Source organism: Caballeronia sp. NCF2 (assembly GCF_023631205.1).
In the GTDB taxonomy this organism is placed as follows: domain Bacteria; phylum Pseudomonadota; class Gammaproteobacteria; order Burkholderiales; family Burkholderiaceae; genus Caballeronia; species Caballeronia zhejiangensis.
The window spans coordinates 125275-149250 of sequence record NZ_JALQDN010000064.1 but is presented as its reverse complement, the minus strand read 5'-3'; the positions used below and the strand labels follow the sequence as shown (position 1 = coordinate 149250).

Annotated in this window: 23 protein-coding genes; 10 read left to right on the top strand and 13 right to left on the bottom strand. The window is 64.0% G+C overall.

Going from position 1 to position 23976, the window contains the following annotated elements:
- Positions 1-2: 2 nt before the first annotated feature.
- The 3 genes from NCS02_RS23800 to NCS02_RS23790 all read right to left on the bottom strand — a co-directional run bounded on the left by NCS02_RS23800 (position 3) and on the right by NCS02_RS23790 (position 2291).
- Positions 3-452 (bottom strand): ESPR-type extended signal peptide-containing protein, encoded by a 450-nt coding sequence (locus NCS02_RS23800; RefSeq protein WP_250503510.1) that lies wholly within the window; start codon positions 450-452, stop codon positions 3-5.
- Between the two features lie 457 nt (positions 453-909).
- Positions 910-1599: a response regulator transcription factor gene (locus tag NCS02_RS23795; protein ID WP_250523308.1), complete on the bottom strand. Its 690-nt coding sequence runs from the start codon at positions 1597-1599 to the stop codon at positions 910-912.
- A gap of 5 nt (positions 1600-1604) precedes the next feature.
- Positions 1605-2291 (bottom strand): response regulator transcription factor, encoded by a 687-nt coding sequence (locus NCS02_RS23790; RefSeq protein WP_008347376.1) that lies wholly within the window; start codon positions 2289-2291, stop codon positions 1605-1607.
- Between the two features lie 435 nt (positions 2292-2726).
- Here NCS02_RS23790 and NCS02_RS23785 point away from each other — a divergent pair, with 435 nt between their 5' ends.
- A complete protein-coding gene (locus NCS02_RS23785) occupies positions 2727-2915 on the top strand; it encodes a hypothetical protein (RefSeq protein ID WP_250497424.1) in 189 nt (62 codons plus the stop codon).
- On the opposite strand, the gene NCS02_RS23780 is transcribed toward NCS02_RS23785, so the two are convergent.
- Genes NCS02_RS23780 through NCS02_RS23770 form a run of 3 tightly spaced genes read right to left on the bottom strand, consistent with a single transcriptional unit; the run spans position 2912 to position 5504 of the window.
- Positions 2912-3565, bottom strand: a complete 654-nt coding sequence (locus NCS02_RS23780; protein ID WP_008347372.1) for a response regulator transcription factor — start codon at positions 3563-3565, stop codon at positions 2912-2914. The genes NCS02_RS23785 and NCS02_RS23780 overlap by 4 nt on opposite strands.
- A complete protein-coding gene (locus tag NCS02_RS23775) occupies positions 3555-5063 on the bottom strand; it encodes a sensor histidine kinase (RefSeq protein WP_008347370.1) in 1509 nt (502 codons plus the stop codon). Before NCS02_RS23775 ends, NCS02_RS23780 begins: the two co-directional genes overlap by 11 nt.
- 60 nt (positions 5064-5123) lie before the next feature.
- The gene (locus NCS02_RS23770) at positions 5124-5504 is read right to left on the bottom strand and encodes a response regulator transcription factor (protein WP_033535859.1); all 381 of its coding nucleotides are present in this window, start codon (positions 5502-5504) and stop codon (positions 5124-5126) included.
- Between the two features lie 202 nt (positions 5505-5706).
- Between NCS02_RS23770 and NCS02_RS23765 the strand changes: the two genes are divergently transcribed.
- Complete coding sequence (locus tag NCS02_RS23765) at positions 5707-6924, top strand: MFS transporter (RefSeq protein WP_250503508.1); 1218 nt, start codon at positions 5707-5709, stop codon at positions 6922-6924.
- A gap of 3 nt (positions 6925-6927) precedes the next feature.
- Here NCS02_RS23765 and pssA read toward each other — a convergent pair whose 3' ends face one another.
- Positions 6928-7542, bottom strand: coding sequence for a CDP-diacylglycerol--serine O-phosphatidyltransferase (gene pssA, locus NCS02_RS23760; RefSeq protein ID WP_033535860.1), 615 nt, complete (start codon positions 7540-7542; stop codon positions 6928-6930).
- A 161-nt stretch (positions 7543-7703) separates the two neighbouring features.
- Between pssA and NCS02_RS23755 the strand changes: the two genes are divergently transcribed.
- A complete protein-coding gene (locus NCS02_RS23755) occupies positions 7704-8519 on the top strand; it encodes a cytochrome c (protein WP_008347363.1) in 816 nt (271 codons plus the stop codon).
- A 9-nt stretch (positions 8520-8528) separates the two neighbouring features.
- Here NCS02_RS23755 and NCS02_RS23750 read toward each other — a convergent pair whose 3' ends face one another.
- Complete coding sequence (locus NCS02_RS23750) at positions 8529-9353, bottom strand: isocitrate lyase/PEP mutase family protein (protein ID WP_175982014.1); 825 nt, start codon at positions 9351-9353, stop codon at positions 8529-8531.
- Between the two features lie 128 nt (positions 9354-9481).
- On the opposite strand from NCS02_RS23750, the gene NCS02_RS23745 reads away from it, so the two are divergent.
- Entirely contained in the window at positions 9482-10237 is a 756-nt protein-coding gene (locus tag NCS02_RS23745; RefSeq protein WP_250437025.1) for a COG4705 family protein, read from the top strand.
- 72 nt (positions 10238-10309) lie between these two features.
- On the opposite strand, the gene katG is transcribed toward NCS02_RS23745, so the two are convergent.
- On the bottom strand, positions 10310-12574 hold the full coding sequence (katG, locus tag NCS02_RS23740) for a catalase/peroxidase HPI (RefSeq protein WP_250503507.1): 2265 nt from the start codon (positions 12572-12574) through the stop codon (positions 10310-10312).
- 396 nt (positions 12575-12970) lie between these two features.
- Between katG and NCS02_RS23735 the strand changes: the two genes are divergently transcribed.
- Both NCS02_RS23735 and NCS02_RS23730 read left to right on the top strand, forming a co-directional pair.
- Positions 12971-13330: a toxin-antitoxin system TumE family protein gene (locus tag NCS02_RS23735; RefSeq protein WP_350029898.1), complete on the top strand. Its 360-nt coding sequence runs from the start codon at positions 12971-12973 to the stop codon at positions 13328-13330.
- On the top strand, positions 13327-13806 hold the full coding sequence (locus tag NCS02_RS23730) for an HVO_A0114 family putative DNA-binding protein (RefSeq protein ID WP_250503505.1): 480 nt from the start codon (positions 13327-13329) through the stop codon (positions 13804-13806). Before NCS02_RS23735 ends, NCS02_RS23730 begins: the two co-directional genes overlap by 4 nt.
- Before the next feature lie 10 nt (positions 13807-13816).
- Here NCS02_RS23730 and fae read toward each other — a convergent pair whose 3' ends face one another.
- The gene (gene fae / locus NCS02_RS23725; protein WP_008347352.1) at positions 13817-14350 is read right to left on the bottom strand and encodes a formaldehyde-activating enzyme; all 534 of its coding nucleotides are present in this window, start codon (positions 14348-14350) and stop codon (positions 13817-13819) included.
- A gap of 316 nt (positions 14351-14666) precedes the next feature.
- On the opposite strand from fae, the gene NCS02_RS23720 reads away from it, so the two are divergent.
- Positions 14667-15959, top strand: coding sequence for an MFS transporter (locus NCS02_RS23720; RefSeq protein ID WP_250520014.1), 1293 nt, complete (start codon positions 14667-14669; stop codon positions 15957-15959).
- Positions 15960-15965: 6 nt separating this feature from the next.
- On the opposite strand, the gene NCS02_RS23715 is transcribed toward NCS02_RS23720, so the two are convergent.
- Complete coding sequence (locus NCS02_RS23715; protein ID WP_008347350.1) at positions 15966-16676, bottom strand: GntR family transcriptional regulator; 711 nt, start codon at positions 16674-16676, stop codon at positions 15966-15968.
- A gap of 171 nt (positions 16677-16847) precedes the next feature.
- Here NCS02_RS23715 and NCS02_RS23710 point away from each other — a divergent pair, with 171 nt between their 5' ends.
- Positions 16848-17756 carry a TauD/TfdA dioxygenase family protein gene (locus tag NCS02_RS23710; RefSeq protein WP_250503504.1) on the top strand — a complete coding sequence of 303 codons (909 nt, stop codon included), beginning with the start codon at positions 16848-16850 and terminating at the stop codon, positions 17754-17756.
- A 26-nt stretch (positions 17757-17782) separates the two neighbouring features.
- Entirely contained in the window at positions 17783-19210 is a 1428-nt protein-coding gene (locus NCS02_RS23705) for an aldehyde dehydrogenase family protein (RefSeq protein WP_175982023.1), read from the top strand.
- 60 nt (positions 19211-19270) lie between these two features.
- Here the strand turns inward: NCS02_RS23705 and NCS02_RS23700 are convergent, their stop codons facing one another.
- Together NCS02_RS23700 and NCS02_RS23695 are read right to left on the bottom strand one after the other, a co-directional pair.
- Positions 19271-19639 (bottom strand): BON domain-containing protein, encoded by a 369-nt coding sequence (locus NCS02_RS23700; RefSeq protein WP_063828775.1) that lies wholly within the window; start codon positions 19637-19639, stop codon positions 19271-19273.
- A gap of 106 nt (positions 19640-19745) precedes the next feature.
- On the bottom strand, positions 19746-20858 hold the full coding sequence (locus NCS02_RS23695) for a porin (RefSeq protein ID WP_175982025.1): 1113 nt from the start codon (positions 20856-20858) through the stop codon (positions 19746-19748).
- 296 nt (positions 20859-21154) lie between these two features.
- Between NCS02_RS23695 and NCS02_RS23690 the strand changes: the two genes are divergently transcribed.
- Positions 21155-23962, top strand: coding sequence for a winged helix-turn-helix domain-containing protein (locus NCS02_RS23690; protein WP_250520013.1), 2808 nt, complete (start codon positions 21155-21157; stop codon positions 23960-23962).
- The last annotated feature ends 14 nt before the right edge of the window (positions 23963-23976 follow it).

Genomic DNA, 23976 nt, shown 5'->3' with positions numbered 1-23976 from the left:
AGTCAATGCGAGCTGGCCGCTCCATTGGTTCGTGCGAAGTTGCTTCGCGCGGTCTCCGTTGTCGGCTTGCAAGGAGAGCTGAAGCGAATCGAGCTTGCTGTGCTGAGCCGGAAAGTCCTGCAGCGAAGTTGAGGTGTTGCTGTGCAGATAGGATGCGTGCCCTGATTGATGGTCATCGTGTTGGAATTCTGCGAGATCGAAGCCTGACCTGCGGTGACTTGACCGCCGGTCGGCAGTGCCTGCGCGAAGCTCGTCGCAGGGGTCGATGCGAACATCGCGAGCGCAAAGGCCGTCATCGTTGCAATGACGCCCATTTTCGCGCTTTGAGGAGAAGAGGAGGAGGAAGCGTTGCCTTCGCCGGGCGCCTTGCCCTGGCTTGTTACGTCTTCCGCAACGGCGACCAGCATGCCATGACGCTTACTGAAAACACGACGAAACCGATTCTTGTTCATCCGAAAATAAACCTAGTAAATGAGATTTAGCCGTCCCGGATATCGAGTACGGCGCAACGTGTGACAGGAATTCGCTCAGCTCGACGCACGCGCAGTCGCGCACCTTTTTCACACTCAGGAACCGGTGCCAGAAAGCAGACCAACTCCACGGATCGAATGCTATTGATCGACGCCGCGTCGCCATATAGAAGAAATTCGAATGCCCTCACGGCTGCCCGAGCGGGTACCGTGGATCAAAGGCCCGGCGGGCCAAGCGTCGATGGAATTCAGAATGTTCCCCAATCGACAGAGCGTGAACTTCGAGACAGCCGGCAGTTAGCGGCGCGCGCACCTCGATGCGCGCCATCCAGCCCGGTACACCGATAAGGGATCGTGGGAGAAACGCGCCGTTTCTGTACGCGACGCCGAAACGCGTGCGCCCGGTCTGAATAGACCGGGCATCGGCACGCCGCCCGAATCAGGCTGCGTGAGAAAGGTCGCCCGGACCGAACCGGTCCAGCTTCAATCCAAGGTTCGATGCGAAGCGATGCAGCTCAGAAAGCCGGTCGAAGCCCAGCAAGCTGCGTACTTTGATACTCTGCGAGCTGATCGCGCTCTTGCGACGTTGCATCGAACTCGCTATCTCGCGGCCTGAAATGCCGCACAGCATGAGCCCGGCGATCTCCATCTGGCGCGCCGTCAGCATCCCGAAGCGCTGTAGCTCCGGATTACTCCGGTACTGATACAAAGCCGCGCGCGCGGTCGGCGACAGATATGACGCGCCGCGCTCGAGCTCCCGCACCGCAGTCAACACCTCGGACATCTCGTCGGATTTGCTCACGATCCCTGCCACACCGCGTTGCTCGAGCGATCCAACGAGAAACGGCTCATGAAATTCGGTATAGACAAGAATCCGCAGATCGGGAAATTCGCGCGAAACAATGGAAAGGAATCGCCATCCGTCTGGCGATCCTCTGCCCGGCATCGAATAGTCGGCGATCAAAATATCGCATTCGCGGTGTGCCAGTAAATCCATCAGATCGGAGACGTCGTGCGTCGTGCCGACCACATCGCAGCCGGCCTCATCCAATGCCTTGTGGAGACCAAATGCGACGAGTGGATGATCATCCGCGATAACGACCTTCAGCTTCTCGCGATTGCCAGTCATGACATTTACCCCCGGATCGCGTCGAATTCGACGCCGATTTGCGAACGCTCCAACGACAATCCGTGACTCGCCGCGAAGCGATACATCTCGGATTCCCGGGAAAACCCCAGTCGCTTGCAAGCCGCCGCACGCTGAGAGCTGATCGTATTCATTCGGCGATCGAGCAGGCGCGCCGTTTCGCATACAGAAAGACCACATAGCATCAAGCCCGCGATCTCCATTTGCCGACGCGTGAGCGCGGTGAAGCGGCTCAACTCCGGCGACACATTGAAGCGCTCTACTGCCGATTGCGCGACGGGAGACAAATAGCGCCCGCCAGCGAAGAGCGTATGGATCGCGACAAGCATTTCAGACATGTTTTCGCGCTTGCTGACCACGCCAGCGACGCCGCGTTGCGCGAGACTTCCCACGAGAAATGGATCGTCGAATTCGCTGAAAACGACGACGGGCAACTTCGGGTATTTGCTCGACAAGGCGGTCAGAAATTGCCAGCCGTCCAACGAGGAAGCATCCGGCATCGAATAATCGGCCACGACCACATCGCACGCTTCATTTTCAAGGACGTTCATCAAACCGTCGGCGCTGCTTTCCACGCCACGTACGTTGAATCCCGCTTCAAGTAATGCTTTATTGAGGCCGCACAGGACGATCGGATGATCGTCGACTATTGCGACTCGAATGTCTTTCGCCATCGTTTCATCTCCCCGAAATCTGCTTAGCTCAACCGTACTGAATATGGATAACGATCCGGATGAACAATATCGACCGGGATTTCGGCTCGATATAGAACGACTTTGAAACGAACCGGGAAGGACGAAACGTTCGACTTGCGTCATGAAAGCCGATGGTTTGCCGAGCAAGGCGCATCGCCGTATTGCGGATAGCGGACGTACACACGAAAAAAAGCCGCCGGGCTAACGCAACGGCGGCTGAACGGGGGCAGACTTAAAACTACGACGGGAGATTACGCGCGATCCGGGCGCCGATATATCGATCGATTTCGAAATGGCGAAGACCTGCCTTGCTTGCATCAAACGTTCGTATAAGCACGCCGAGCCGTTCGTAGAATGGCGCGCGCGCATGCGCTTCTCTAAGCTGACGTCATGGTCACGCATCGGGAGCGCATCATGGGCGATACATCGACACGCAGGCTGTTATCCGCTTGCGCCGCCGTTCTGGCGTTCGGAACGTGGTATTCGCTGAGCGCGCCGCACGACTGGAGCGCGCTCGATCGCGCCGGTTACGACACGCAGTTGCCGCTCGAACGCATCGCGTTGAGCGAAGAAACCGCGCCCTCGATGATGCAAAACCGCTAGGCGCGCGGCGGCGTCGATGCGCCTTGCGGCATCTTCACGCCGAGCGCTTCGGCTTTTAGCACCAGGTCGGCCAGCGAACGCGCGGCCATTTTCTTCATCGCCTGGCCGCGATGAATCTTCACCGTGATCTCGCTCAGATTCATCTCCGCTGCGATCTGCTTGTTCATCAGACCCGACACGACGAACGCCATCACCTCGCGCTCACGCGGCGTCAGCGACTCATACGCGCGCCGCAAGTCCGCGACCGAGCGGCTCGCCGCGCGCCGTTCTTCATCGGCTTCGAGCGCCTGCGCGACGGCATCGAGCATGTCCTGATCGCGGAACGGCTTCGCGAGAAAATCCTTCGCACCCGCTTTCATCGCTTTCACGGTCATCGCTATGTCGCCGTGCGCCGTCATGAAGACGATCGGCAAGCCGAGCTGGCTCGCGGCCATCTGCTCCTGCACGGCGAGACCGCTCTGCCCTTTCAGTCGCACGTCGAGGATCAAACAGCTCGGCACTTCGGGCATGTCGTGCGCAAGGAACTCGTGCGCGGACGCGAACGTCGTCACGTTCAGTCCGACCGAACGCAGCAGCATGCGCAGCGCATCGCGCATCGATTCGTCGTCGTCGACCACGTAGACCATCGCGGCGTGCTTGTCATTGCTCATCGTCTCTTCTCTCGTTTTCGGGCAGCACGAAAAGCAGACGCGCGCCGCCTTCATCGGGCGATTCCGCCCATATCCTGCCGCCGTGCGCCTCGATGATCGAACGGCAGATCGACAAGCCCATGCCCATGCCTTCGGCCTTCGTCGTAAAGAACGCATCGAACAGACGCCGCGCGTTCTCGTCGCTGATGCCCGTGCCCGAATCCTGCACGACGATCTGAGCGTAACCGGGATCGCTGTCGCTCTCGCGCGTCGCCACACGCAACACACGCGGCCCGTTCACGGCGGACATCGCCTGCGCCGCGTTCATCATCAGATTGATGAGCACCTGCTGCAACTGCACGCGGTCGCAACGCACCGTCGGCGACGGCGTCGCGAGATCGGCGCGCACATCCACGCGATGACGCGCGAGTTCGCGCCGCACGAGCTCGATCGTCTCGCCGACGATCTCGGTGACTTCGAGCGTCGCGGGCTGGCTGTCGCGCTTTCTCGCCATCGCGCGAATGCGTGCGATGACTTCGCTCGCGCGCTTGGCGTCGCGGACCATCTGCGCGATCGATTGCTGCGCCTCCGCGATATCCGGTTGCGCGCGATTGAGCCAGCGCAAGGCGGCGCCGCCGCTCGTGACGATCGCGGCCATCGGCTGCGTGACTTCGTGCGCGATCGACGCGGCCAGCTCGCCCAGCATCGTCACGCGCGTCACATGCGCGAGTTCGGCGGTCGAGCGCGCGAGCGCTTCCTGCGCGAGCTTGGTTTCGGTGACGTCCATCAGCGCGCCGACGTATTCGCCGCCGTCGTTTTCGCTCGATGCACGATGCGCCACGTAATGAACGTGCTTCACGGTTCCATCCGGCAGCAGCAGCCGATGCTCGACATCGATATCGCGCACGCTGGACAGCGCCGCTTCATGCGCGCCGCGCACGATCGCGATGTCGTCGGGATGCGAGCGCGCGAGAATTGCATCGATGGAAGGCGTCATGTCGCGCGGATAATCGAAGATGCGATACGCCTCGTCGGACCACCACATCGTCCCGGCGGGCAGACGCGTCGCGATGCTGCCGGTAAGCGAAAGCCGCTGCGCATCGAGCAGGAACGCTTCGCTGCGCTTCAATGCATCGCGCTGACGCTGCAACTCGGCTTCCATGCGCTTGCGCTGCATCGTCGTGGCCTGAATGCGCAGCGAGAGAACGGCGGTCGTGCCGATTGCGAGCAGGCTCACCGCGCAGCGTGCGAGCGCGCCGCCCGAGACGTTCTCGTCGTGCGAAAGAATGAAGCCGACGAGCGTGAGGATGACGCAGCCCCACGCGGTCGCGACCGTCGCGGTGCGATTGCCCGTCGATGCGATCAGCAGCACGACGACGACATACAGCACCGCGATGGCGATATCGAGCGGCGTGAGCGCGTCGATCAGAAACACGGCGAGCGCGATGGCCGCCGCGAGCATCGACACGATGCGCGTATCGTGACGCACCGCGCGCGGCGCGCTCTGGAATGTCTCCATCAATCAATCATCGGCGTTCGTTGGAAAGGTCCGGGCCCGCGCCAGATTACGCGAAGCATTCTAATCCTTCAAAAATCCTTGCCGAATGCGTTCGAGGCAATCGGCGACGGCGGTTCCATCGACGGGCTTGCTGAGAAAGCACACCGCGCCGCCGTCGAGCGCCTGACGGCGCGCGGCATCGGATGCGAACGCGGTGATGAACATGACCGGCACGTTCAGATTCAGCTCGTGCAGACGTTGCTGAAGTTGCAGGCCGGACATGCCGGGCATGTTGAGATCGGTGATGATGCACGCGAGGCCGTCGAGCGGATCTGCGTCGAGAAACGTCTCCGCCGACGCGTACAGGCTGACCTCCCAGCCGAGCGAGCGCAGCAGACTGGAAGAGGCGACGCGGACGGATTCGTCATCGTCGATCACGGAAACTCTGGAAGGCGATTGCAAGGGCGTTGTCCTGTTTCGGCGCGCAATGAACTGATCCACGCCTGATTGGAAGCCATCTTACGCACGCGCCTCGTGCCGCGAAATAACATGAAGGTATAGGTCCGAAGCGCCCGCTTTCATCTGATGAAACGGCGTGAGCCCTTTCTGCGGGAAATGCGCCGACAACGTATAGTCCCGTTCTGCTACCTCAGGGTCTGTTTACATGCCGGCTTCAGCTTCGACCACACGCGACGGCGGCAAGCACGTCGAACTCACGCGCGGCCTCATTGCGCTCTTCGCCTTCTGCTGCGGCGCGATCGTCGCGAATCTGTATTACGCGCAGCCGATCATCGAACTCATCGCGCCCGATCTGCACATGGCGGGCGGCACGGCGAGCCTGATCGTGTCGCTCACGCAGATCGGCTATGCGCTCGGGCTGTTCTTCATCGTGCCGCTCGGCGATCTGCTCGAAAACCGCAAGTTGATGATCGCGACCGCGCTCGTGTCGATCGCGAGTCTCACGGCCGCCACGTTCACGCACACGCCCGGCTGGTTTCTCCTGATCTCGCTCGTGATCGGCTTTTCGTCGGTGGCGGTGCAGATTCTGATTCCGCTCGCCGCGCATCTCGCGCCGGACGAATCGCGCGGCAAAGTGGTCGGCACGATCATGAGCGGGTTGTTGCTCGGCATTCTGCTGTCGCGGCCGATATCGAGTCTCGTCGCGGGCCACTTCGGCTGGCGCGCGATGTTCGGCGCGGCCGCCGTGTTGATGATCGGCATCACGAGCGTGCTCGCGTACACGATTCCGAGCCGCAAGCCAGATCATCAGGCGACGTATTTTCAGCTCATCGGCTCGCTCGGGCATCTCGTGCGAACGATGCCGGTGCTGCGTCATCGCTCGCTTTATCAAGGGCTGATGTTCGCATCGTTCAGTCTCTTCTGGACCGGCATTCCGATCGAACTGACGCGTCATTACGGGCTTTCGCAGACGGCCATCGGCATCTTCGCGCTGATCGGCGCGACCGGGGCGACATCCGCGCCGATCGCCGGGCGTCTCGCCGATGCGGGCCACACCGTGCGCGCGACCTTCATCGCGCTGATTCTCGCGGCGATCGCGTATCTTCCCGTGGTGATTCATCCCGCGTGGGGCGTGGGCGCGCTTGTCGTGACGGGCATCGTGCTCGATTTCGCCGTGCAGATGAACATGGTGCTCGGCCAGCGCGAAATCTACGCGCTACACGCCGCGAGCCGCAACCGGCTGAACGCCGTTTACATGACGAGCATTTTCATAGGCGGCGCATTCGGCTCGGCGTTCGCGAGCCAGCTTTACGAGCACGGCGGCTGGACGCTCGTTGCGAGCGTCGCGACGTGCTTTCCGCTCATCGCGCTCGCGCACTTTCTGCTGATCGGGCGGCATCACGCGGCTTCGGCCAGCGCCTGATCCTCACGGCTTGGGAATGCGGATGCGGCTGATCATCAGCGAGCCGGAGATCGCGTAGATCAGCACGAGCGGATGCAGCGTGAAGCCGCCGAGACGCACCGTGCCGAGCCACATGCTTTCGCCGATCGCGCCGGACCACGCGCCGATGGTCAGCAGCAGCACGATGAGAAACGATGTGGGAATCGGCGTGCCTTCGAAGTGCGTGACCTTGCCGCTTGCGCCCGACATCTCTTCGGTCGTGACGTTGTAGCGCGCGAGCCGCGACACGCCGCACGCGACGAAATAGGCCAGTATCACGCGGTCGTAGAGGCCGCGCATGCCGAACCCATAGCCGATGATCGCCGGCGCGACGCCGAACGAGATCACATCGGCCAGCGAGTCCAGCTCCTTGCCCAAGAGCGACGCCTTCTGACGCCAGCGCGCGATGCGGCCGTCGAGCACGTCGAACACGAGCGCCGCGAACACGAGCGCGCAAGCGAGATAGATATGCAGCACATCGGAGTCGTCGAGATAGGACATCGACGAGAAAAGCGCGCCCGTGCCGCACACCGCGTTGCCCAGCGTGAACCAGTCGGCCAGATGGAAATCGCGGATCATCGAGAATCGTTTGGCTTTCATTCGTTTCTGTTTTCGTGACGTTCGGGCAGCGCCGATGGCCAGCGCCGCGAGACTTTCAAGTCTATCATCGCGCCCTCTTTCCCTTAGCACTCCGCATGCCACGCATCGTGGCAAACGGCGTGAGGCAGTATCATCACCGCACGCAAAGGAGGACCGCGACGATGATGTTCAAACGCGCCCTGGCGCTCGCGAGCCTGATGCTCGCCTGCGCGTCATCGATGGCCGCATCGCTCACGATCAACGTCGGCGGCGAGCGCTCGCTCACGGCCGATCAATTGCTCGCGCGCCCGGATGCCGCGATCATCCGCGTGCCGAACGACGTCACGTTTCATCGCAGCATGACGTATCGCGCCGTGCCCTTGCGCGCGCTGCTCGGCATCACGGAACTGCCCGCGGGCAAGGAGCTTCAGGTCACGGCCACCGACGGTTTCGTCACGCACTTTTCCGCGAAGCTGCTGTTCGGCGATGCGAAGAAGCGCGCCGAACCGTGGCTCGCGATCGAGCCGGCGGACGACCCTTGGCCACAGGTGCCGGGCAGCGGCGATGTCGGTCCGTTCTATGTCGTGTGGATCGATCCGGCCGCGTCGGGCGTCACGAGCGAGCAGTGGCCGTTCAAGGTCGACGCGATTCGCATTGCGCCGACGCTCGCCGCGCGCTTCCCGCAGATCGCCGTCGACAAGAGCGTGCCCGCCAATTCGCCGATACGTCGCGGCATGACCGTCTTCACGACGCAATGCATGGTCTGCCACAAGCTGAACGGCGCGGGCGATGCGTCGGTCGGCCCGGACCTGAATCGTCCGCATAATCCGACCGAATATTTTCAGCCGTGGGCGCTGAAGGGGTACATCCGCGATCCGAAGTCGATTCGCGCGTGGGCCGACATGAAGATGCCCGGCTTCGACAAGAACGCGATCAGCGATAGCGATCTCGATGCGGTCATCGCGTATCTCGGCTACATGGCGAAGCGCAAGAAGTAGCCGGGTACGTTACGCGCGCGCGTCGAAAATCGCGTTGAGATCGTTGCCCGCCGCGGCGTCCTTGAACCCGTCGAAGCGGCCATCGACAAGTCCTTGCGCCGCGCGCATGAACCCGCCCCACGCGACGCGCGCAAGCCCTCCGCCGACGCTCACGCGCCGCACGCCGAGCGCGGCGACGTCGCTCAGCGTGAACTCGGACACGCCGCCGATCAGCAGATTCACCGGCTTCGGCGCGACCGCCTTCACGACAGCTTCGATCTGCTCGCGCGTCTTGATGCCGGGCGCGTAGAGGCAATCGGCGCCGGCATCGGAATACGCCTTGAGACGCGCGATGGCATCGTCGATATCGGGCTTGCCCGCGAAGAAGTTTTCCGCGCGGCCGACGAGCAAGGTGTCGCCGCCGCTTGCGTCGATCGCGCGCCGCGCCGCCTTCATGCGCGCCACGGCGACATCGAGCGCAAAGAGCGGCGCGGATGCGTCGCCGGTCGAATCCTCGATCGACAAGCCCGCGACGCCCGCCTCCACCGCGAGCATCACGCTTTGAGCCACTTCGTCGGGCGTCGCGCCGAAGCCGCTTTCGAAGTCGGCGTTCACGGGCAAATCCGTCGCCTCGACGATTTCGCGCAGATGAGCGAGCACGGCGTCGCGCTGCATGTGATTGTCCGCGTGACCTTTGGACCATGCGAAGCCCGAGCTCGTCGTCGCGAGCGCCTTGAAGCCGAGCGTCGCGAGATAGCGGGCGGAACCGACGTCCCAGGGATTCGGCAACATGAAGCAGCCGGATTCGTGCAGCGCGCGAAAAGCGGCGCGTTTCTCGGCGACGGTGCGGGGCATGGCGTGGCTCCTTGTGGATGAACGGGTCGGAAGGTCGACGATACGCGAAGGGGCGAAATGGTGCTCGTACTAAGCCGCTCCTAAGCCCTTACCCCTACGCTCGAGGCTTTCCTCGCATGAGAGACGACATGGAGCGAACAGAAAATGCACTCGCCAAGGTCCCCGAACTGACCCTGGCGTTCTGGATCATCAAGATAGCGGCGACGACGCTCGGCGAAACCGGCGGCGACGCACTCTCGATGTCGATGAACCTCGGCTATCTGGTGAGCACGTTCATCTTCGCGGCCGTGTTCGTCGTCGCGGTGATTGCGCAAGTCAAGGCGGAGCGATTCCAGCCCGCGCTCTACTGGATCACGATCATCGCGACGACGACCGTCGGCACCACGCTCGCCGACTTCGCGGACCGCTCGCTCGGCATCGGCTATGCAGGCGGAAGCGCGATCTTGTTCGCGTTGCTGATCGCATCGCTCGCGGTGTGGCATCGCGCGATGGGATCGGTCTCCGTATCGACGATCGCATCGCCGAAAGCGGAAGCCTTCTACTGGGTCACGATCATGTTCTCGCAGACCCTCGGCACCGCGCTCGGCGACTGGACCGCCGACACCGCGGGCTTCGGCTACACGGGCGCCGCGATGATCTTCGGCGGCGCGCTGTTGCTGATCGTGCTCGCGTATCGCTTCACGAACGTTTCGCGCACCCTGCTGTTCTGGAGCGCGTTCATCCTGACGCGGCCGCTCGGCGCCGTAGTCGGCGATTTTCTCGACAAGCCGGTCGCGAACGGCGGTCTCGCGATGAGCCGCTACGGCGCGTCGATCGCGCTCGCGATGTTCATCGTCGTGTGCGGATTTCTCTTCAAGCAGCGGCCCGCGCGCGTCGCACATTGAAGCGCGTTGCAAGAAGAAACGGCGGCCCCGAAGGACCGCCGCGTTGCCTGCAGCTTCTACCAGCCTGGCCGCTTACTTCTTCAGATCGAAGCGGTCGAGGTTCATCACCTTCGTCCATGCCGCGACGAAGTCGCTGACGAACTTCTCCTTCGCATCGCTGCTCGCATAGACTTCGGCGAGCGCGCGCAGCACCGAATGCGAGCCGAAGATCAGATCGACGCGGCTGGCGGTCCACTTGCGCTGCCCCGACTTGCGATCGCGCCCTTCGAACACATCGCGGCGCGACGACATCGGCAACCACTCCGTATTCATGTCGAGCAGGTTGACGAAGAAGTCGTTCGTCAACGTTTCGGGCTTGTCGGTGAAGACGCCGTGCGCGTTGTCTGCGGCGGTCACGTTGAGCGCGCGCAAACCGCCGATGAGCGCTGTCATCTCCGGCGCGGTCAGCGTCAGCAATTGCGCCTTGTCGATCAAAAGCGTCTCGACGGGCACGCGCACGTTCGACTTGACGAAGTTGCGAAAGCCATCGGCGACCGGTTCGAGAGCAGAGACCGAGAGCACGTCTGTCTTGTCCTGCGACGCGTCCATGCGGCCCGGCGTGAACGGCACCGTGACCGTGTGGCCCGCCTTCTCCGCCGCCTTCTCGATCGCCGCGTTGCCCGCCAGCACGATCAGATCGGCCATCGAGATCTTCTTGCCGCCCACTTGCGCGCCGTTGAATTCTTTCTGAATGCCTTCGAGCGTCGACAAGACCTTGCCGAGCTTTTCAGGCCTGTTCGCCTCCCAGTCCTTCTGCGGAGCGAGACGAATGCGCGCACCGTTCGCGCCGCCGCGCTTGTCGGAGCCCCGGAACGTCGATGCCGATGCCCACGCCGCCGACACCAGATCGGTAATCGACAACCCCGACGCCAGCACCTTCTGCTTGAGCCCCGCGACATCCTGATCACCGACGAGCGGATGATCCACCGCCGGAATCGGGTCTTGCCACAGCAGTTCTTCCTGTGGCACTTCCGGCCCGAGATAGCGAGCCTTCGGACCCATGTCGCGATGCGTCAGCTTGAACCACGCGCGGGCGAAGGCGTCGGCGAACTGGTCTGGATTCTCCCAGAAGCGCTTCGCAATCTTCGCGTATTCCGGATCGAAGCGCAGCGACAGGTCCGTCGTCAGCATCGTCGGCCTGATCTTCTTCGACGGGTCGTGCGCGTGCGGGATGGTTTCCGTCGAATCCTTCGCGATCCACTGATTCGCGCCCGCGGGACTCTTCGTCAGTTCCCACTCGTAACCGAAAAGGTTCTCCCAGAATCCCTGGCCCCACTTCGTCGGCGTCGTGGTCCAGGTGACTTCGAGGCCGCTCGTGATCGTGTCCGCGCCCTTCCCGCTTCCGTAGCTGTTCTTCCAGCCGAGGCCCATGTTTTCCAGATCCGCCGATTCCGGCTCCGGACCGACGTTATCGGAAGGCCCCGCGCCGTGCGTCTTGCCGAACGTATGGCCGCCGGCGATCAGCGCGACGGTTTCTTCGTCGTTCATCGCCATGCGGGCGAAAGTCTCGCGGATGTCATGCGCCGCCGCGAGCGGATCGGGATTACCGTCCGGGCCTTCCGGATTGACATAGATCAGGCCCATCTGCACCGCGCCCAGCGGATTCTCCAGGTTGCGGCCGCCGTCGGTGCGGCTGACTTCTTCGCCGTGCTTCTGTTCGTCGGCGGTGATGACGCCCTGATCTTCATCGTTGCCGGCCGCGCCCTTGCCGTAGCGGACATCGCCGCCGAGCCAGGTCTTTTCATTGCCCCAGTAGACGTCCTGATCCGGCTCCCATGTGTCTTCGCGTCCGCCCGCGAAGCCGAACGTCTTGAAGCCCATCGTTTCCAGCGCGACGTTGCCGGCGAGGATGATCAGATCGGCCCATGAAAGATTCTGTCCGTACTTCTGCTTGACGGGCCAGAGCAGGCGGCGCGCCTTGTCGAGGCTGACGTTGTCCGGCCAGCTATTGAGCGGCGCGAAACGTTGCTGGCCGCGTCCGCCGCCTCCCCTGCCATCGCCGATGCGATACGTGCCCGCGCTATGCCACGCCATCCGGATGAACAGCGGACCGTAGTGGCCGAAGTCGGCAGGCCACCATTCCTGCGAATCGGTCATGACCTCCGCGAGATCTTTCTTGACCGCGGCGAGGTCGAGGCTCTTGAATGCTTCGGCATAGTCGAAACCCGAGCCGAGCGGATTCGACTTGTCGGAATGCTGACTCAGCAGATCTACCCGCAGTTGCCGCGGCCACCAGTCACGGATGGTCGTTCCGGTGCCGGCGGCATGCGTAAACGGGCACTTCGATTCGTTTGACATGCGTTATCTCCTTGCGAGGACGTACCCACTAGTACTAGTTCTTGTGCTACTGACTACCATGGCGTCAGATCCATGCGAGGCGCTGCACGAACCTGGTCCGATAAGGGATTTCGCGGCGTGCATCGGGCGATGCGTGGTTCATCCCGACAGCCTTGTGCAACTTAAAAAATACGTGAGAGCGGCGCTCAATAGAATGCGATTTTTGCAATGCCGCCGATAGGTGACGGCTATAAGGCGATGGCGCGTTTGTTTCGCGCGGGCATGTTGCAGTGCGGAATCGCGGGCGGCGCGTCTGACTTCTTTTCGTCATGAAAGCGCGCAGCTCGACGCGCGTGTCAGTCTAGCAGCGTCTCGCGAGCTTGGCAGCGAAGGTGTGTCAAGTCGCCCGTTCGGGGAATGGCGGGCGGCGGCCGGGTGTTGGAGTATTTGACAACACACTATGGCGTTGTCAGAACGTCCAACAGAAAAGCTCCGCTCGTCCTGGGTGCGCGAGAGGAGATGCCTTCCGGTGGTTTCGTCGAACTAACGATATGGCATGTCCCTGAGCCTGCTCCAGGATGCACACATTCATATAAATACAGGCTTGCGTATGTCGTCGCTGGCGAGTGCGTGCTGCGTTACGACAACGAGCGAGGCAAAGGCGATCACCGTCACTTCGCGAACGTCGAGACACTTTATGAATTTACGTCGGTCGAGCAGTTATGCGCCGACTTCTTCACGAATGTGCAAGTCTGGAACAGATGGAGGTCAGGATGATGAAGACCGTCACGATCGGCATCGCGTCGCTGGAAGAGTTCAGCGAGCGCGTTCTTGCCACGGTCAAGAGCGGCAAGTTCCCAGGAAGGTTCTTCTCCTACGCCACGCCCGAACTCCTCTTCCGCACCTTCACCACGCCCCGCTGGCAAATCATCCGTGCGATGACCGGCGCCGGCCCGATGTCGATCCGCGAGCTGTCGCGCCGGCTCGAACGCGACGTGAAAGGCGTGCATCGCGACGTGCAAGCGCTTCTCGAAGCCGGCTTGCTGGAACACGATGAGCACGGCGCCATCGTGTTTCCGTACGACAGCGTGCGCGTCAACTTCACCTTGAAAGCGGCCGATCTCGCGCCGCCCGCCGCGCAGCGCAAATCCGCCGGCACCGCCATCGGCGAAGATTGCGCACCGTCGCCGCACAGCCCGCGTCGGCGAGCGGCGCCACGAAAGCGCGAGCCGCGTCCGGCGGGAAACCGCTGAGCCGCGGAATTCAGCTCCAGTCGTCCATGTCGTGCTTGATCGTGTGGCGATTCGCGATGAGTTCCTCCACGCTCGGCTCGTTGCTCATGGCGCGCTGAATGGCGAGCTTGGTCGCTTCGTAATTCGTGCGGTACATGTCCTTCTTGTCGATGTTCGCGTCCGTCGCGCAACGCGGATCGATCCACACCAGACTGATGATGCACAGATCGTTCGCCTGATCCTTCGGCAGGATGCCTTCTATCAGGCAATCGACGACCGCATCGGCGGTTGCCGACTGCACCACGCCGCCGAACAGATCGATGTTCGCCATGTCCTTCAGCGTCACTTTCGGCACGATCATCGTCGCCGGGCGCACCATCTGATTGCACGCGCGTATCGCGAACATCGCCGTGTGTCCTTTCGATTGCGCCATCATGTTGGCGAACGCGTGGCCGACCGGCCCGTCGACGCGGCCGATGAGAATTTCGGGCATCGCGTCGGTCGCTTGTCCCGGCGCCGCCAGCACGGTTGCTTCGCCTGCGCGGAAGGTCAGATCCAGACTCATGAGCACTCTCCTTTCAGGGCTGAACGATGGTTCGATAGTCCGAAGGAAGAACCGTTTGCAAGGACGATGCCATCCGCGTGATGCACGGCGCGCCGGCAATCCAGGCAACGAGGCGGCGAACAGTCTGCGCCCGCCGCGTGACACACTGTGCGGGACGGCGTTTTCCCTGTCCTCCCTGTTTCGGGTGGGGGTGCGGTTCGTCACGCGCACTTAACGTGGCGACGTGCAGCTTGCACTCCGCGCGAGCGCGCGCGGCGAAACCTACAACGCACCCCGCGGCCCGAACGGGCGCCGCATTTTTGAGCCGATCCGACCCATGAACTCACTCGACGGTTACAGGCCACGCGCGGCGTGGTTGACGACGCTGATGCTGACGGCGCTTGCCCTCATCAATTTCCTCGACAAGATCGTGCCCGGCATGGTGGCCGTGCCGCTGATGCGCGATCTGAACCTGTCGCCGGCGCAATTCGGTGTCGTCGCGGGAAGCTTCTTCTGGCTGTTCGCCGTATCGACGGTGCTGGTCGGCTTTCTGTCGAACCGCATCCAGACCCGCTGGCTACTGCTCGCGATGGGCGTCATGTGGGCCGTGCTGCAGATTCCGCAGGCGCTCTTCAGCAGCATGGCCGCATTTCTCCTGAGCCGCATGGTGCTCGGCGCGGCGGAAGGCCCGTTCTATCCCGTTTCCGTACACGCGCTCTACAAATGGTTTCCCGACGAAAAGCGCAACATGCCGGTCGCCTTGCTCAATCAGGGCGCGATGGTCGGCCTGCTGCTCGCGGGCCTGCTCATTCCGGTGATCACGCATCACTGGGGCTGGCGCATGAACTTCATCCTGCTCGGCATCGTCGGCGCGTTGTGGAGCGTCGTGTGGCTGTTCGTCGGACGCGAGGGCAATCTTGCGCGGCGTCCGCGCGGCAACGCCAGTGCCGACGCCGCGCCTCAGAAAGTGCCGTATCGCAAGCTCCTGAGCAATCCGACCGTCCTCAGCGTGTTCATGCTCGGTTTCGCCGCTTACTGGATGCTCGGCGCCAACACGACCTGGCTGATGAGTTACCTCGAAAAAGCGCTCGGCTTCTCCGGCATCGCGTCCGGACGCTGCTTCGCGCTCGTGATCGCCACCGCGGCGCCGTTCAGCCTCGGGCTCAGTTGGCTGTCGCAGCGCATGCTCGCTCGCGGGGCGTCGTCTCGCAGCGCACGCGTGCGTTTGCTGTGCGCCGCGTTCGCGATATCCGCGTGCCTTTTCTTCGCGCTGATGCTGCCGGGCCTCAGCTCCGCGCAGAAGGTCGCCGTGTTCGCGGTGGCCGGCGCGCTGCCGGCCGTGTGTTTCGCGCTCGCGCCCGCCGTGCTGTCGGAAGTCGTGCCGGATGCGCAGCGCGGCGCGCTCATCGGCATCCACACCGCGCTCGCGAGCACGGGCGCGGCGATCGCGCCGATGGTCATCGGCCGCATCGTGCAGGCGCACGGCAGCACGAGTGCCCACGCCTACGAACTGGGCTTCGCGACGACCGCCGCCATGCTGATCGTCGCCACGCTCATCGCGCTGCGCTGGATGCATCCGGATCGCGCGCCGCGCGCTTCGACCGAGCCGGTCGCGACGAGCGCCGCCTGAGCGCGGCTAGCGCGACACCTTCGCCTTGTACGCGAAGCGGTCGCCGCGAAACAGCAGTTCGGCGCAGCACAGCGCCTTGCCCTGAATGTCGAAAGGCGTGCACCGGACGCGCAGAAGCGGCGCGCCCGGATCCACCTTCAGCCGCCGCGCGTGCTCTTTCGTGGCGGCGATCGCGGCGCTCTCGGTTTCCAGATGCTTCAGCCGATAACCGAGGCGTTCTTCGAGAATGCTCGTGACGTCGTTCGTTTCGAGGTCTTCGGCGACGAGTGCGTCCATGAGCGCCGGGTCGGCCATCACCATGAACATGGCGACGGGCGCGGCGTCCCACAGACGCAAGGTCGTCGCGCAGACGAGCGTGTCGCCTTCGCTTAAGCCGAGCGCTTCCATCGCGAACGGCGGCGGCGTGATCGTCCGCACCGACAGCAGTTCGCCGTTGGCCGTCTGGCCGCGCTTGCGCGCCGCTTCGTAGAAACCGGTCAGTTGTCCGAGATCCGAGCGCTCCGACGGACGCGTGACGAAACTTCCCTTCCCGTTGATCTTCTCGATCAACCCGCTCGCATGCAGCCCGGCGAGCGCCTGCCGGATCGTGATGCGGCTCGCGCCATATTGTTCGACGAGTTCCGCTTCCGACGGCAGCTTGACGCCCGGCGCGAGATCGTTGGCGATGATCTGCTGCCGCAACGCTTCTTCGATCTGCCTGAAACGAGTTTGTGTCATGGCGCCCTTTTATCTTGTCCGGTGGATCGAAACACTGACGGCGATTGTAGCTGTCATGACAGGCTACGGGTTTTAACCGGTACACCTGTTATGACAGGTTGTGCGACCATGCTCGCGAGCATCGCGGCTCGGGCGCCTTTTTTGGCGACGCCGCATCAACGGGAGATCGACATGCAGCAAGCCGGTTCGACCATCGAAGCACGCACTTCCGATTCGGCTCCAGGCGAAATCTGGCCGTTCACCGTCACGCAGGCCACGCCCGCGATCGGCGCTTACGTGAGCGACATCGACCTGCGCCAGCCGCTCGACGAGCCGACGTATCTCGCGCTGCGCCGCGCGCTGATCCGCTACAAGGTGCTGTTCTTCCGCGATCAGGACATTACGCCCGCGCAGCACGTCGCGCTCGGGCAGCGGTTCGGCAATCTGGAAGTGCATCCCGTCATCGCGCATCATCCCGATCATCCGGAGCTCGTCGTCTTCGACAAGTCCGACAAGAAGCGCGGCCGCGAAAACATCTATCACAGCGATGTTTCGTGGCGCGAAGTGCCGTCGATGGGCTCGATCCTGCGTTGCGCCGAATGTCCGCCAACCGGCGGCGACACCATCTGGGTGAACATGGCGCTCGCCTACGAGAACCTGCCCGCCGAAGTCAAAGCGCGTCTCGAGGGCCTCATCGCCGTGCACGATCTGATGCCGCTCTTCGGCTCGATGCTGCCGCCCGAACAGCGCATCACCGTGCGCGCGCAAAACCCGGCCGTCACGCATCCGGTGGTCCGCACGCATCCCGAATCCGGCCAGAAGCTGCTCTTCGTCAACGAGGCATTCACGACGCATTTCTCCAACTACGCGGAGATCGCGGGCTATCGCTTCGGCTTCGATCTCAAGCTGGCCGAAATGGACCTCCTTCAGTATCTGTTCCGGCAAGCGGCCGCGCCGGAATATCAAGTGCGCCTGAAATGGGAGCCGCACACGATCGCGTTCTGGGACAACCGCGCCACGCAGCACTATGCCGTTCAGGACTACTATCCCGCCGTGCGCCGCATGATGCGCGCGACGATCATCGGTGAGCGCCCGGTCTGAGCGCGTCATCACGCAATGGAGAAACCGTGAAAGAGTTGAACAAGTTCTATATCGGCGGACGTTGGGTCGAGCCGGCCGCCGGCGCGCATTTCGCCGACATCGTCAATCCCGCGACGGAAGACGTCATCGGCCGCGTGGCGATGGGCACGAGCGCCGACGTCGACGCCGCGGTCGCAGCGGCGCGCGCCGCGTTTCCCGCGTGGTCGCGCACGAGCGTCGCGACGCGCGCGGCGTTGCTGAGCCGCGTCATGACGCTGTACAAGGAACGCATGGGCGCGCTCGCCGACGCGATCACCACGGAAATGGGCGCGCCCGCATGGCTCGCGCGCGAGAAGCAGGCGCCCGCCGGACTCGGCCAGTTTCACGGCACGCTGACCGCGCTGCAGGACTTCCCGTTCGTCGCCACGCGCGGACGCACGCAGATCGTGCGCGAGGCGATCGGCGTGGCGGCGCTCATCACGCCGTGGAACTGGCCGCTCAATCAGATCGCGGCGAAAGTCGCGCCCGCGCTTGCGGCGGGCTGCACCATCGTGTTGAAGCCATCGGAAATCACGCCGCTCGACGCCGAGCTTTTCGCGCAGATTCTCCACGACGCGGGCGTGCCAGCCGGCGTGTTCAACATGATTTACGGCGATGGCGCCGACATCGGCGGGGCGCTCGCGAGCCATCGCGGTGTCGATATGGTGTCGATCACCGGATCGACGCGCGCGGGTGTCGATGTCGCGATGAAAGCGGCGCCGACCGTGAAGCGCGTCACGCAGGAGCTGGGCGGCAAGTCGCCGAACCTGATCCTCGACGACGCCGATCTGAAGAGCGCCGTATCGAACGGCGTGATCTTCTGCATGCTCAACTCCGGCCAGACGTGCATCGCGCCGACGCGCATGCTGGTGCCGAAGCGTCTGCACGACCACGCCGTTGCAATCGCTGCCGCGACCGCGAACGCGCTGACGGTCGGCGATCCGGCGCATCCCGATACCAAACTCGGCCCGATCTCGAATCGGCGTCAGTACGAGCGCGTACAGCAGATGATCCAGCGCGGCATCGACGAAGGCGCGACGCTCGCAGCCGGCGGCCCCGGCCGGCCCGATACGCTCACGCGCGGCTTCTACGCGCGCCCGACCGTGTTCGCCAACGTGCGCAACGACATGAGCATTGCGCGCGAGGAAATTTTCGGTCCGGTCGTCGTGATGATTCCGTATTCGAGTGAAGACGAAGCCATCGACATCGCCAACGATACCGACTTCGGTCTCGCCGCCTACGTGTCGTCATCCGACGCGGCGCGCGCGCGTCGCGTCGCGGATCATCTGCGCGCGGGGGCGGTGATGCTCAACGGCGCGACGCTCGACCTGAACGCGCCTTTCGGCGGCTACAAGACATCCGGCAACGGTCGCGAGTTCGGCGAGCACGGTTTGTCCGAGTTCCTCGAAACGAAGTCGATCGCCGGCTGCGCGTAATGCAAACGCCCCGCGTCGGCGCAAACCGGCGCGGGGCGACGAAGGAACGTTCAAGCGCTATCAGAACGTCGAGAGCGTCAGCGTGTTGCGCACCGTTTTCACGCCCGGCACGCCCTGCGCCACGCGCGTCGCCTGCTCGATCTGCGCGACTTCGGGAACCCAGCCTTCGAGCAGCACGTCGCCGTCGGTGGCGCGCACAGTGATGCCGGCCGCGCGCATTCCCTTTGCGTCGGCGAGCGCGGTGAGGATCTTCCGGCGCAGCGCGCGATCCGCCGCTTTCGACGAAGTCTTGCCGCCATTCGCCGCCGATGCCATCGCCGGCACGGACGCGCTCACGGGCGCCGACGCGCCGCTCTGCGCGTTGCCATAAAACGATGCGCTGACGGCGGCGACGCCGATCATCAGCTTTGCAGTTCGAAGTAATTTCATAGTGTGATTTGCCGCCATGTTTGTTGTAACGATGCTCGATGCGATGAATGCCGAACGGCGCACTCCGCCGCGCCCGCAGGTTCGGACGAAGCGCGCCCGCTGTCAATCAGAAGCGATGCGACATGCCGACGCCGACGAGCGTCTGATTCTCGCCCGCGGTCGTCGTGTAGCCGGGCCAGGCGGTCGTCGCGAGGCCGTTGTTCTTCATGAAGCCCGCGCGCGCATAAAGGGTCGTGCGCTTCGAGAGGCTATGATCCGCGCCGACCTGCACGCCCCAGGTGTTGTCATGCACGCCGCGCGCGAGGCGCTGAAAGCCGGCGATTTCGATGGCGTCGGCGGGCGTCGCCTGAATCGTCGCGCCGATTTCCGCGACGCTGAACGGATGCGCCGCGTTCAGCCGCGCCGCGACGGAACCCGCGGCCGGATTCTCCGGCTTGTGATACGTGTAGTTGGCCTGCAGATTCACGATGCCGATGCGATACGCGAGCGCCGCCGTGTAATGCTCGACGGACACCGTGTTCACCGCAGCCGGCAATCCCGGCAAGGTCTTCGATCCGGGATGCTGGAACTGATACGACACGCCTGCGTACAGCCCGTAACCGGAGTACGTGGCGGCCACATCGAGCATGTTGCCCGTGCTCTGCGGATACGGCTGCGTCACGGACGCCGCGAGCGCATACATGCCCCAAAGCTGGAATCCGCTGAGATTCGGCGACTTGTAGACGATCGCATTGCTCGAACGGCCGCCGCCCGTCTGCGTGGCGATCGTGTTTCGGTCGATGGAATTCGCCGATGCCGCGAGCGGCGAGAGCACTTCGTTCGCGCGAAACGGATCGGTCGGATAGAGCGACCAGAACGTCGGCTGATACTGCCGGCCGAACGTCAGCGAGCCGTACTTTTCGTGCGACAGACCGACCCACGCCTGACGATAGAACATCACCGAGGAATCGGCGAAAGCGGTGCCGTTGTTGATGTTGAAGCCGCTCTCCAGCGTGAACACGGCCTTCAGGCCGCTGCCGAGATCTTCGCTGCCCTTCAGGCCGACCATCGAACCGCTGTTGCCGCCGCTTCGCATCGACCAGGAATGCTGGCCGCCGTTGTCGTACCACTGAAAGAATGCGTCCGCGACGCCGTAAAGCGTGACGCTGGACTGGGCCGCCGCGCCGCTCGCCACGACCGCAAGGGCCGCACCGGCAACGCTCTTCCTGACGATACACATAGCTGTCTCCTCGTTATGGGTTTTTGGTCTCCCCGGCGCGTTTGTCCGATGCACGCGACGCACGCCGACGCCCCTCCGATCCCGTCCGATTCAGTGTTGCAGGGCGTCTTCGCGTCACCACTACCCGAATCGAGTAGGCGCGGGAATACCCCAGTTCGTTCGTCGAGCGAACCATTGCCGTACTCCGATAGTTCCCGCGCCGGACTACGCGTGTTCCCTAGCGGGCACGGCGCGTCGTGAACGCTAGAATCGCCGGCATCGGAGTTTTGTCCCACCTTGAAAGACGCAGGTGCTTGATGACTGAAACGATCCTCCTTCGCTATCCGAATCATTCCGACGACGACACCGCGCGGGCATCCGCGTCCGATCCGGCCTGCGCATCGCCGCGCATATCGACGCGCATCATGGGCCGCGAGCGGCTCGTCGCGCAGCTCGTCGAAGCCCGGCGCAAGCGCTGCATCGTGATGCAAGGCCCGGCGGGCTACGGCAAGACGACCGCGCTCATCGCGTGGCGCGAGGCGCTTTATCCGCTAGCGTTTCAGGTCGCGTGGCTCACGCTGTCCGATGAAACCGACGACCTCGCCCGGTTCCTCGACGCACTGGCCGCGAGCCTCGCGCAAGTCGATCCGTCGATCGCCGGCGACGCCGCCCTGCTCGGCGGCCGCGGCCTCGACGACGAAGCGGTCGAACGCACGATCATCGCGCTGGTGCGCGGCATCGCGGGCCGTCAGGGCGATCTCGTGCTCGTGCTCGACGATCTGCATCGGCTGACGGATCGGCGCTGTCATCAATCGCTGCAATGGCTGCTCGATTACGCGCCGCCGAATCTGCATGTCGCGATCGCGTCGCGCGGCGCGATTCCGCTGTCCGTCGGCCGCATTCGCGACGAAGGTCTGCTGCTCGAACTCGACATGCGCGATCTGCGCTTTTCGATGGCGGAATCGTTCGCGTTTCTCAAATCGCAGCTTCGCGACATCGCCCCGCGCGACGCGCGCCGCATGCACGAAATGACCGATGGCTGGATCGCCGGGCTGCAGCTGATGGTGGTCGGCGCGAAGCGCGGGAACGTCGCGCCGAAGCAGCTCGCGCTCGATGAAGCGTTCGCGGACGCTCCGCTGCTCGACATCCACACGTTCGCGGAGTATTTCGGACGCGAAGTGCTGTCGCGGCTCGCCGCGAGCGAATGCGAGCTGCTCATGCGGATGGCCGTGTGCGAGCGGCTCTGCGCGCCCTTGTGCGTCGCGCTGATCGGCCGCGCGGATCATCCCGACAGCGTGCTCAAGCTGCTCGCCCGTCTGGAAAGCGACAATCTCTTTCTCGCGCCCGCCGGTCAGGATGCACGCAATGTGTGGTATCGCCTGAATCCGCTCTTTCGCGAGACCTTGCTGGAGCGTTTTCGCGCACGCAGCGAGGCGCAGCAGCGGCAAGTGCATCACACGGCATGGCAGTGGTTCCGCGAGCACGATTACGCCGATGAAGCCGTGCGTCACGCCGTGCTCGCCGGCGAACCCGCCGCCGCCGCCGATCTCGTCGCGCAGATCGCGCGCGCCCTGCAGCCGCGCGGCGAACTGCGCCGGATCGTCGCGCTGATGCGTCTCTTGCCGCAAGCCGAGATTCAGGCGCGCGTCGGGCTGCGGCTCTGGATGATCCATCTGCATCTCTACAATCGCGAGTTCGACGCTTGCGCGAGCGAGATCGAACGGCTGCGCGCCGATCTCGCGCACGACGACACGCACTCGCGCTATCGCGTAACGCTGCTGGAAGCCGCGCTCGCGGTCCAGCGCGACGATCTCGACGCCGCCTGCACACTGCTGCCGCAGTTGCGCACGCTGCCGGACGACGCGCAAGGCATCACCATCGGCGCGCACAACAATCTGCTGACCTGGGCGCATACGCTGCGCGGCGAATTCGACGAAGCGCGCCGCGCGCAGACCGACCGCGCGCCCGTGCTCGCGGACGGCACGCCGCTCATGAGCACGTCGGCGGGCGTGCTGAGCGGGCGCGCGCTCGTGGGTTTCGGTCATCTGCTGGAAGGCGATCTGCTGCGCACCGAGCGCGTGTGCCGCGACGTGCTCCACGAGGCCGAACCGCGTGGCAGCGCCGCGGCGGAGGCGTCCGCGCTCGCCGCCGCGCTGCTCGGCGAAGTGCTCTACGAATCCGGCGATGCCGATCAGGCGTGCAAGCTGCTCGAAGAACGTCTCGACGTCATCGAGCGCGTGTCGTTTCCGGATGCGGTGACGAGCGTGCTCACGGTGCTGTCGTCATCGCGCTGGCTCGCGGGTCATCGGCTCGATGCGATCGCGTGTCTCGATCGGCTCGAGGATTACGCCGCGAAGCACGATCTGCGGCGCGCGCTCGCGCATTGCGTCGCGCAGCGCGTCCGGCGCGACTTGCAGGGCGGCCAGTTCGACGCCGCGCACGCGGGCCTCGCGCGGCTCGACGAACTGACCGCGCGCGCCGGCTCGCTCGCGCACGCGGCCGATTTCCGCTTCGTCGCGCAGCAGGCGCACATCGACTGGCGCATGGCGCACGAGGATCACGACGCGGCGGCGCATGCGCTCGCGCCGCTCATCGAACTGTGCCGGGCGCGCGGCTGGCAGCGACGCACCGTGTCTCTGGAAGTGCGCAGGGCTGTCACGGCGCACGTTCGCGGCGACGCGGATTCGGCGCGCCAGGTCATGCTGGACGCCGTGCGCCACGGACATCGCCTGGGCCTCGTGCGCACGCTGCTCGATGCGCATCCCGCCGCGCTGGATCTGATCGGCGCCGCCGTCCGGACCGAACCGCAGGGCGCGGTGTTGCAGTTCTACGCCGATCGTCTGCGCAGCGCGCAAGCGCGCGCGACGGCGAAGCGGCCGGACGCGCCAGGATCAGGCGTGCGCGCCGGCGAGGCGAAGGCGCCGGAAATCCTGAGCGTGCGGGAAACGAAGGTGTTGAGCCTGCTCGCGCAGGCGTTGCCGAACAAGAAGATCGCCCGGACGATGGGCATATCGCCCGAGACGGTCAAATGGCATCTGAAGAACATCTACAGCAAGCTCGGCGTGTCGAGCCGCGACGAAGCCGTCGCGCGCTCGCGGGACCTCGCGCTGAGCGACGGCGCGTGATCCCGGACGCGCGC

Bases quoted from the DNA above. Each gene is read 5' to 3' on its own strand.
- NCS02_RS23800 (WP_250503510.1), bottom strand. From the start codon at position 452: ATGAACAAGAATCGGTTTCGTCGTGTTTTCAGTAAGCGTCATGGCATG.
- NCS02_RS23795 (WP_250523308.1), bottom strand. From the start codon at position 1,599: ATGACTGGCAATCGCGAGAAGCTGAAGGTCGTTATCGCGGATGATCAT.
- NCS02_RS23790 (WP_008347376.1), bottom strand. From the start codon at position 2,291: ATGGCGAAAGACATTCGAGTCGCAATAGTCGACGATCATCCGATCGTC.
- NCS02_RS23785 (WP_250497424.1), top strand. From the start codon at position 2,727: ATGGGCGATACATCGACACGCAGGCTGTTATCCGCTTGCGCCGCCGTT.
- NCS02_RS23780 (WP_008347372.1), bottom strand. From the start codon at position 3,565: ATGAGCAATGACAAGCACGCCGCGATGGTCTACGTGGTCGACGACGAC.
- NCS02_RS23775 (WP_008347370.1), bottom strand. From the start codon at position 5,063: ATGGAGACATTCCAGAGCGCGCCGCGCGCGGTGCGTCACGATACGCGC.
- NCS02_RS23765 (WP_250503508.1), top strand. From the start codon at position 5,707: ATGCCGGCTTCAGCTTCGACCACACGCGACGGCGGCAAGCACGTCGAA.
- pssA (WP_033535860.1), bottom strand. From the start codon at position 7,542: ATGAAAGCCAAACGATTCTCGATGATCCGCGATTTCCATCTGGCCGAC.
- NCS02_RS23755 (WP_008347363.1), top strand. From the start codon at position 7,704: ATGATGTTCAAACGCGCCCTGGCGCTCGCGAGCCTGATGCTCGCCTGC.
- NCS02_RS23750 (WP_175982014.1), bottom strand. From the start codon at position 9,353: ATGCCCCGCACCGTCGCCGAGAAACGCGCCGCTTTTCGCGCGCTGCAC.
- NCS02_RS23745 (WP_250437025.1), top strand. From the start codon at position 9,482: ATGGAGCGAACAGAAAATGCACTCGCCAAGGTCCCCGAACTGACCCTG.
- katG (WP_250503507.1), bottom strand. From the start codon at position 12,574: ATGTCAAACGAATCGAAGTGCCCGTTTACGCATGCCGCCGGCACCGGA.
- NCS02_RS23735 (WP_350029898.1), top strand. From the start codon at position 12,971: ATGGCGGGCGGCGGCCGGGTGTTGGAGTATTTGACAACACACTATGGC.
- NCS02_RS23730 (WP_250503505.1), top strand. From the start codon at position 13,327: ATGATGAAGACCGTCACGATCGGCATCGCGTCGCTGGAAGAGTTCAGC.
- fae (WP_008347352.1), bottom strand. From the start codon at position 14,350: ATGAGTCTGGATCTGACCTTCCGCGCAGGCGAAGCAACCGTGCTGGCG.
- NCS02_RS23720 (WP_250520014.1), top strand. From the start codon at position 14,667: ATGAACTCACTCGACGGTTACAGGCCACGCGCGGCGTGGTTGACGACG.
- NCS02_RS23715 (WP_008347350.1), bottom strand. From the start codon at position 16,676: ATGACACAAACTCGTTTCAGGCAGATCGAAGAAGCGTTGCGGCAGCAG.
- NCS02_RS23710 (WP_250503504.1), top strand. From the start codon at position 16,848: ATGCAGCAAGCCGGTTCGACCATCGAAGCACGCACTTCCGATTCGGCT.
- NCS02_RS23700 (WP_063828775.1), bottom strand. From the start codon at position 19,639: ATGAAATTACTTCGAACTGCAAAGCTGATGATCGGCGTCGCCGCCGTC.
- NCS02_RS23695 (WP_175982025.1), bottom strand. From the start codon at position 20,858: ATGTGTATCGTCAGGAAGAGCGTTGCCGGTGCGGCCCTTGCGGTCGTG.
- NCS02_RS23690 (WP_250520013.1), top strand. From the start codon at position 21,155: ATGACTGAAACGATCCTCCTTCGCTATCCGAATCATTCCGACGACGAC.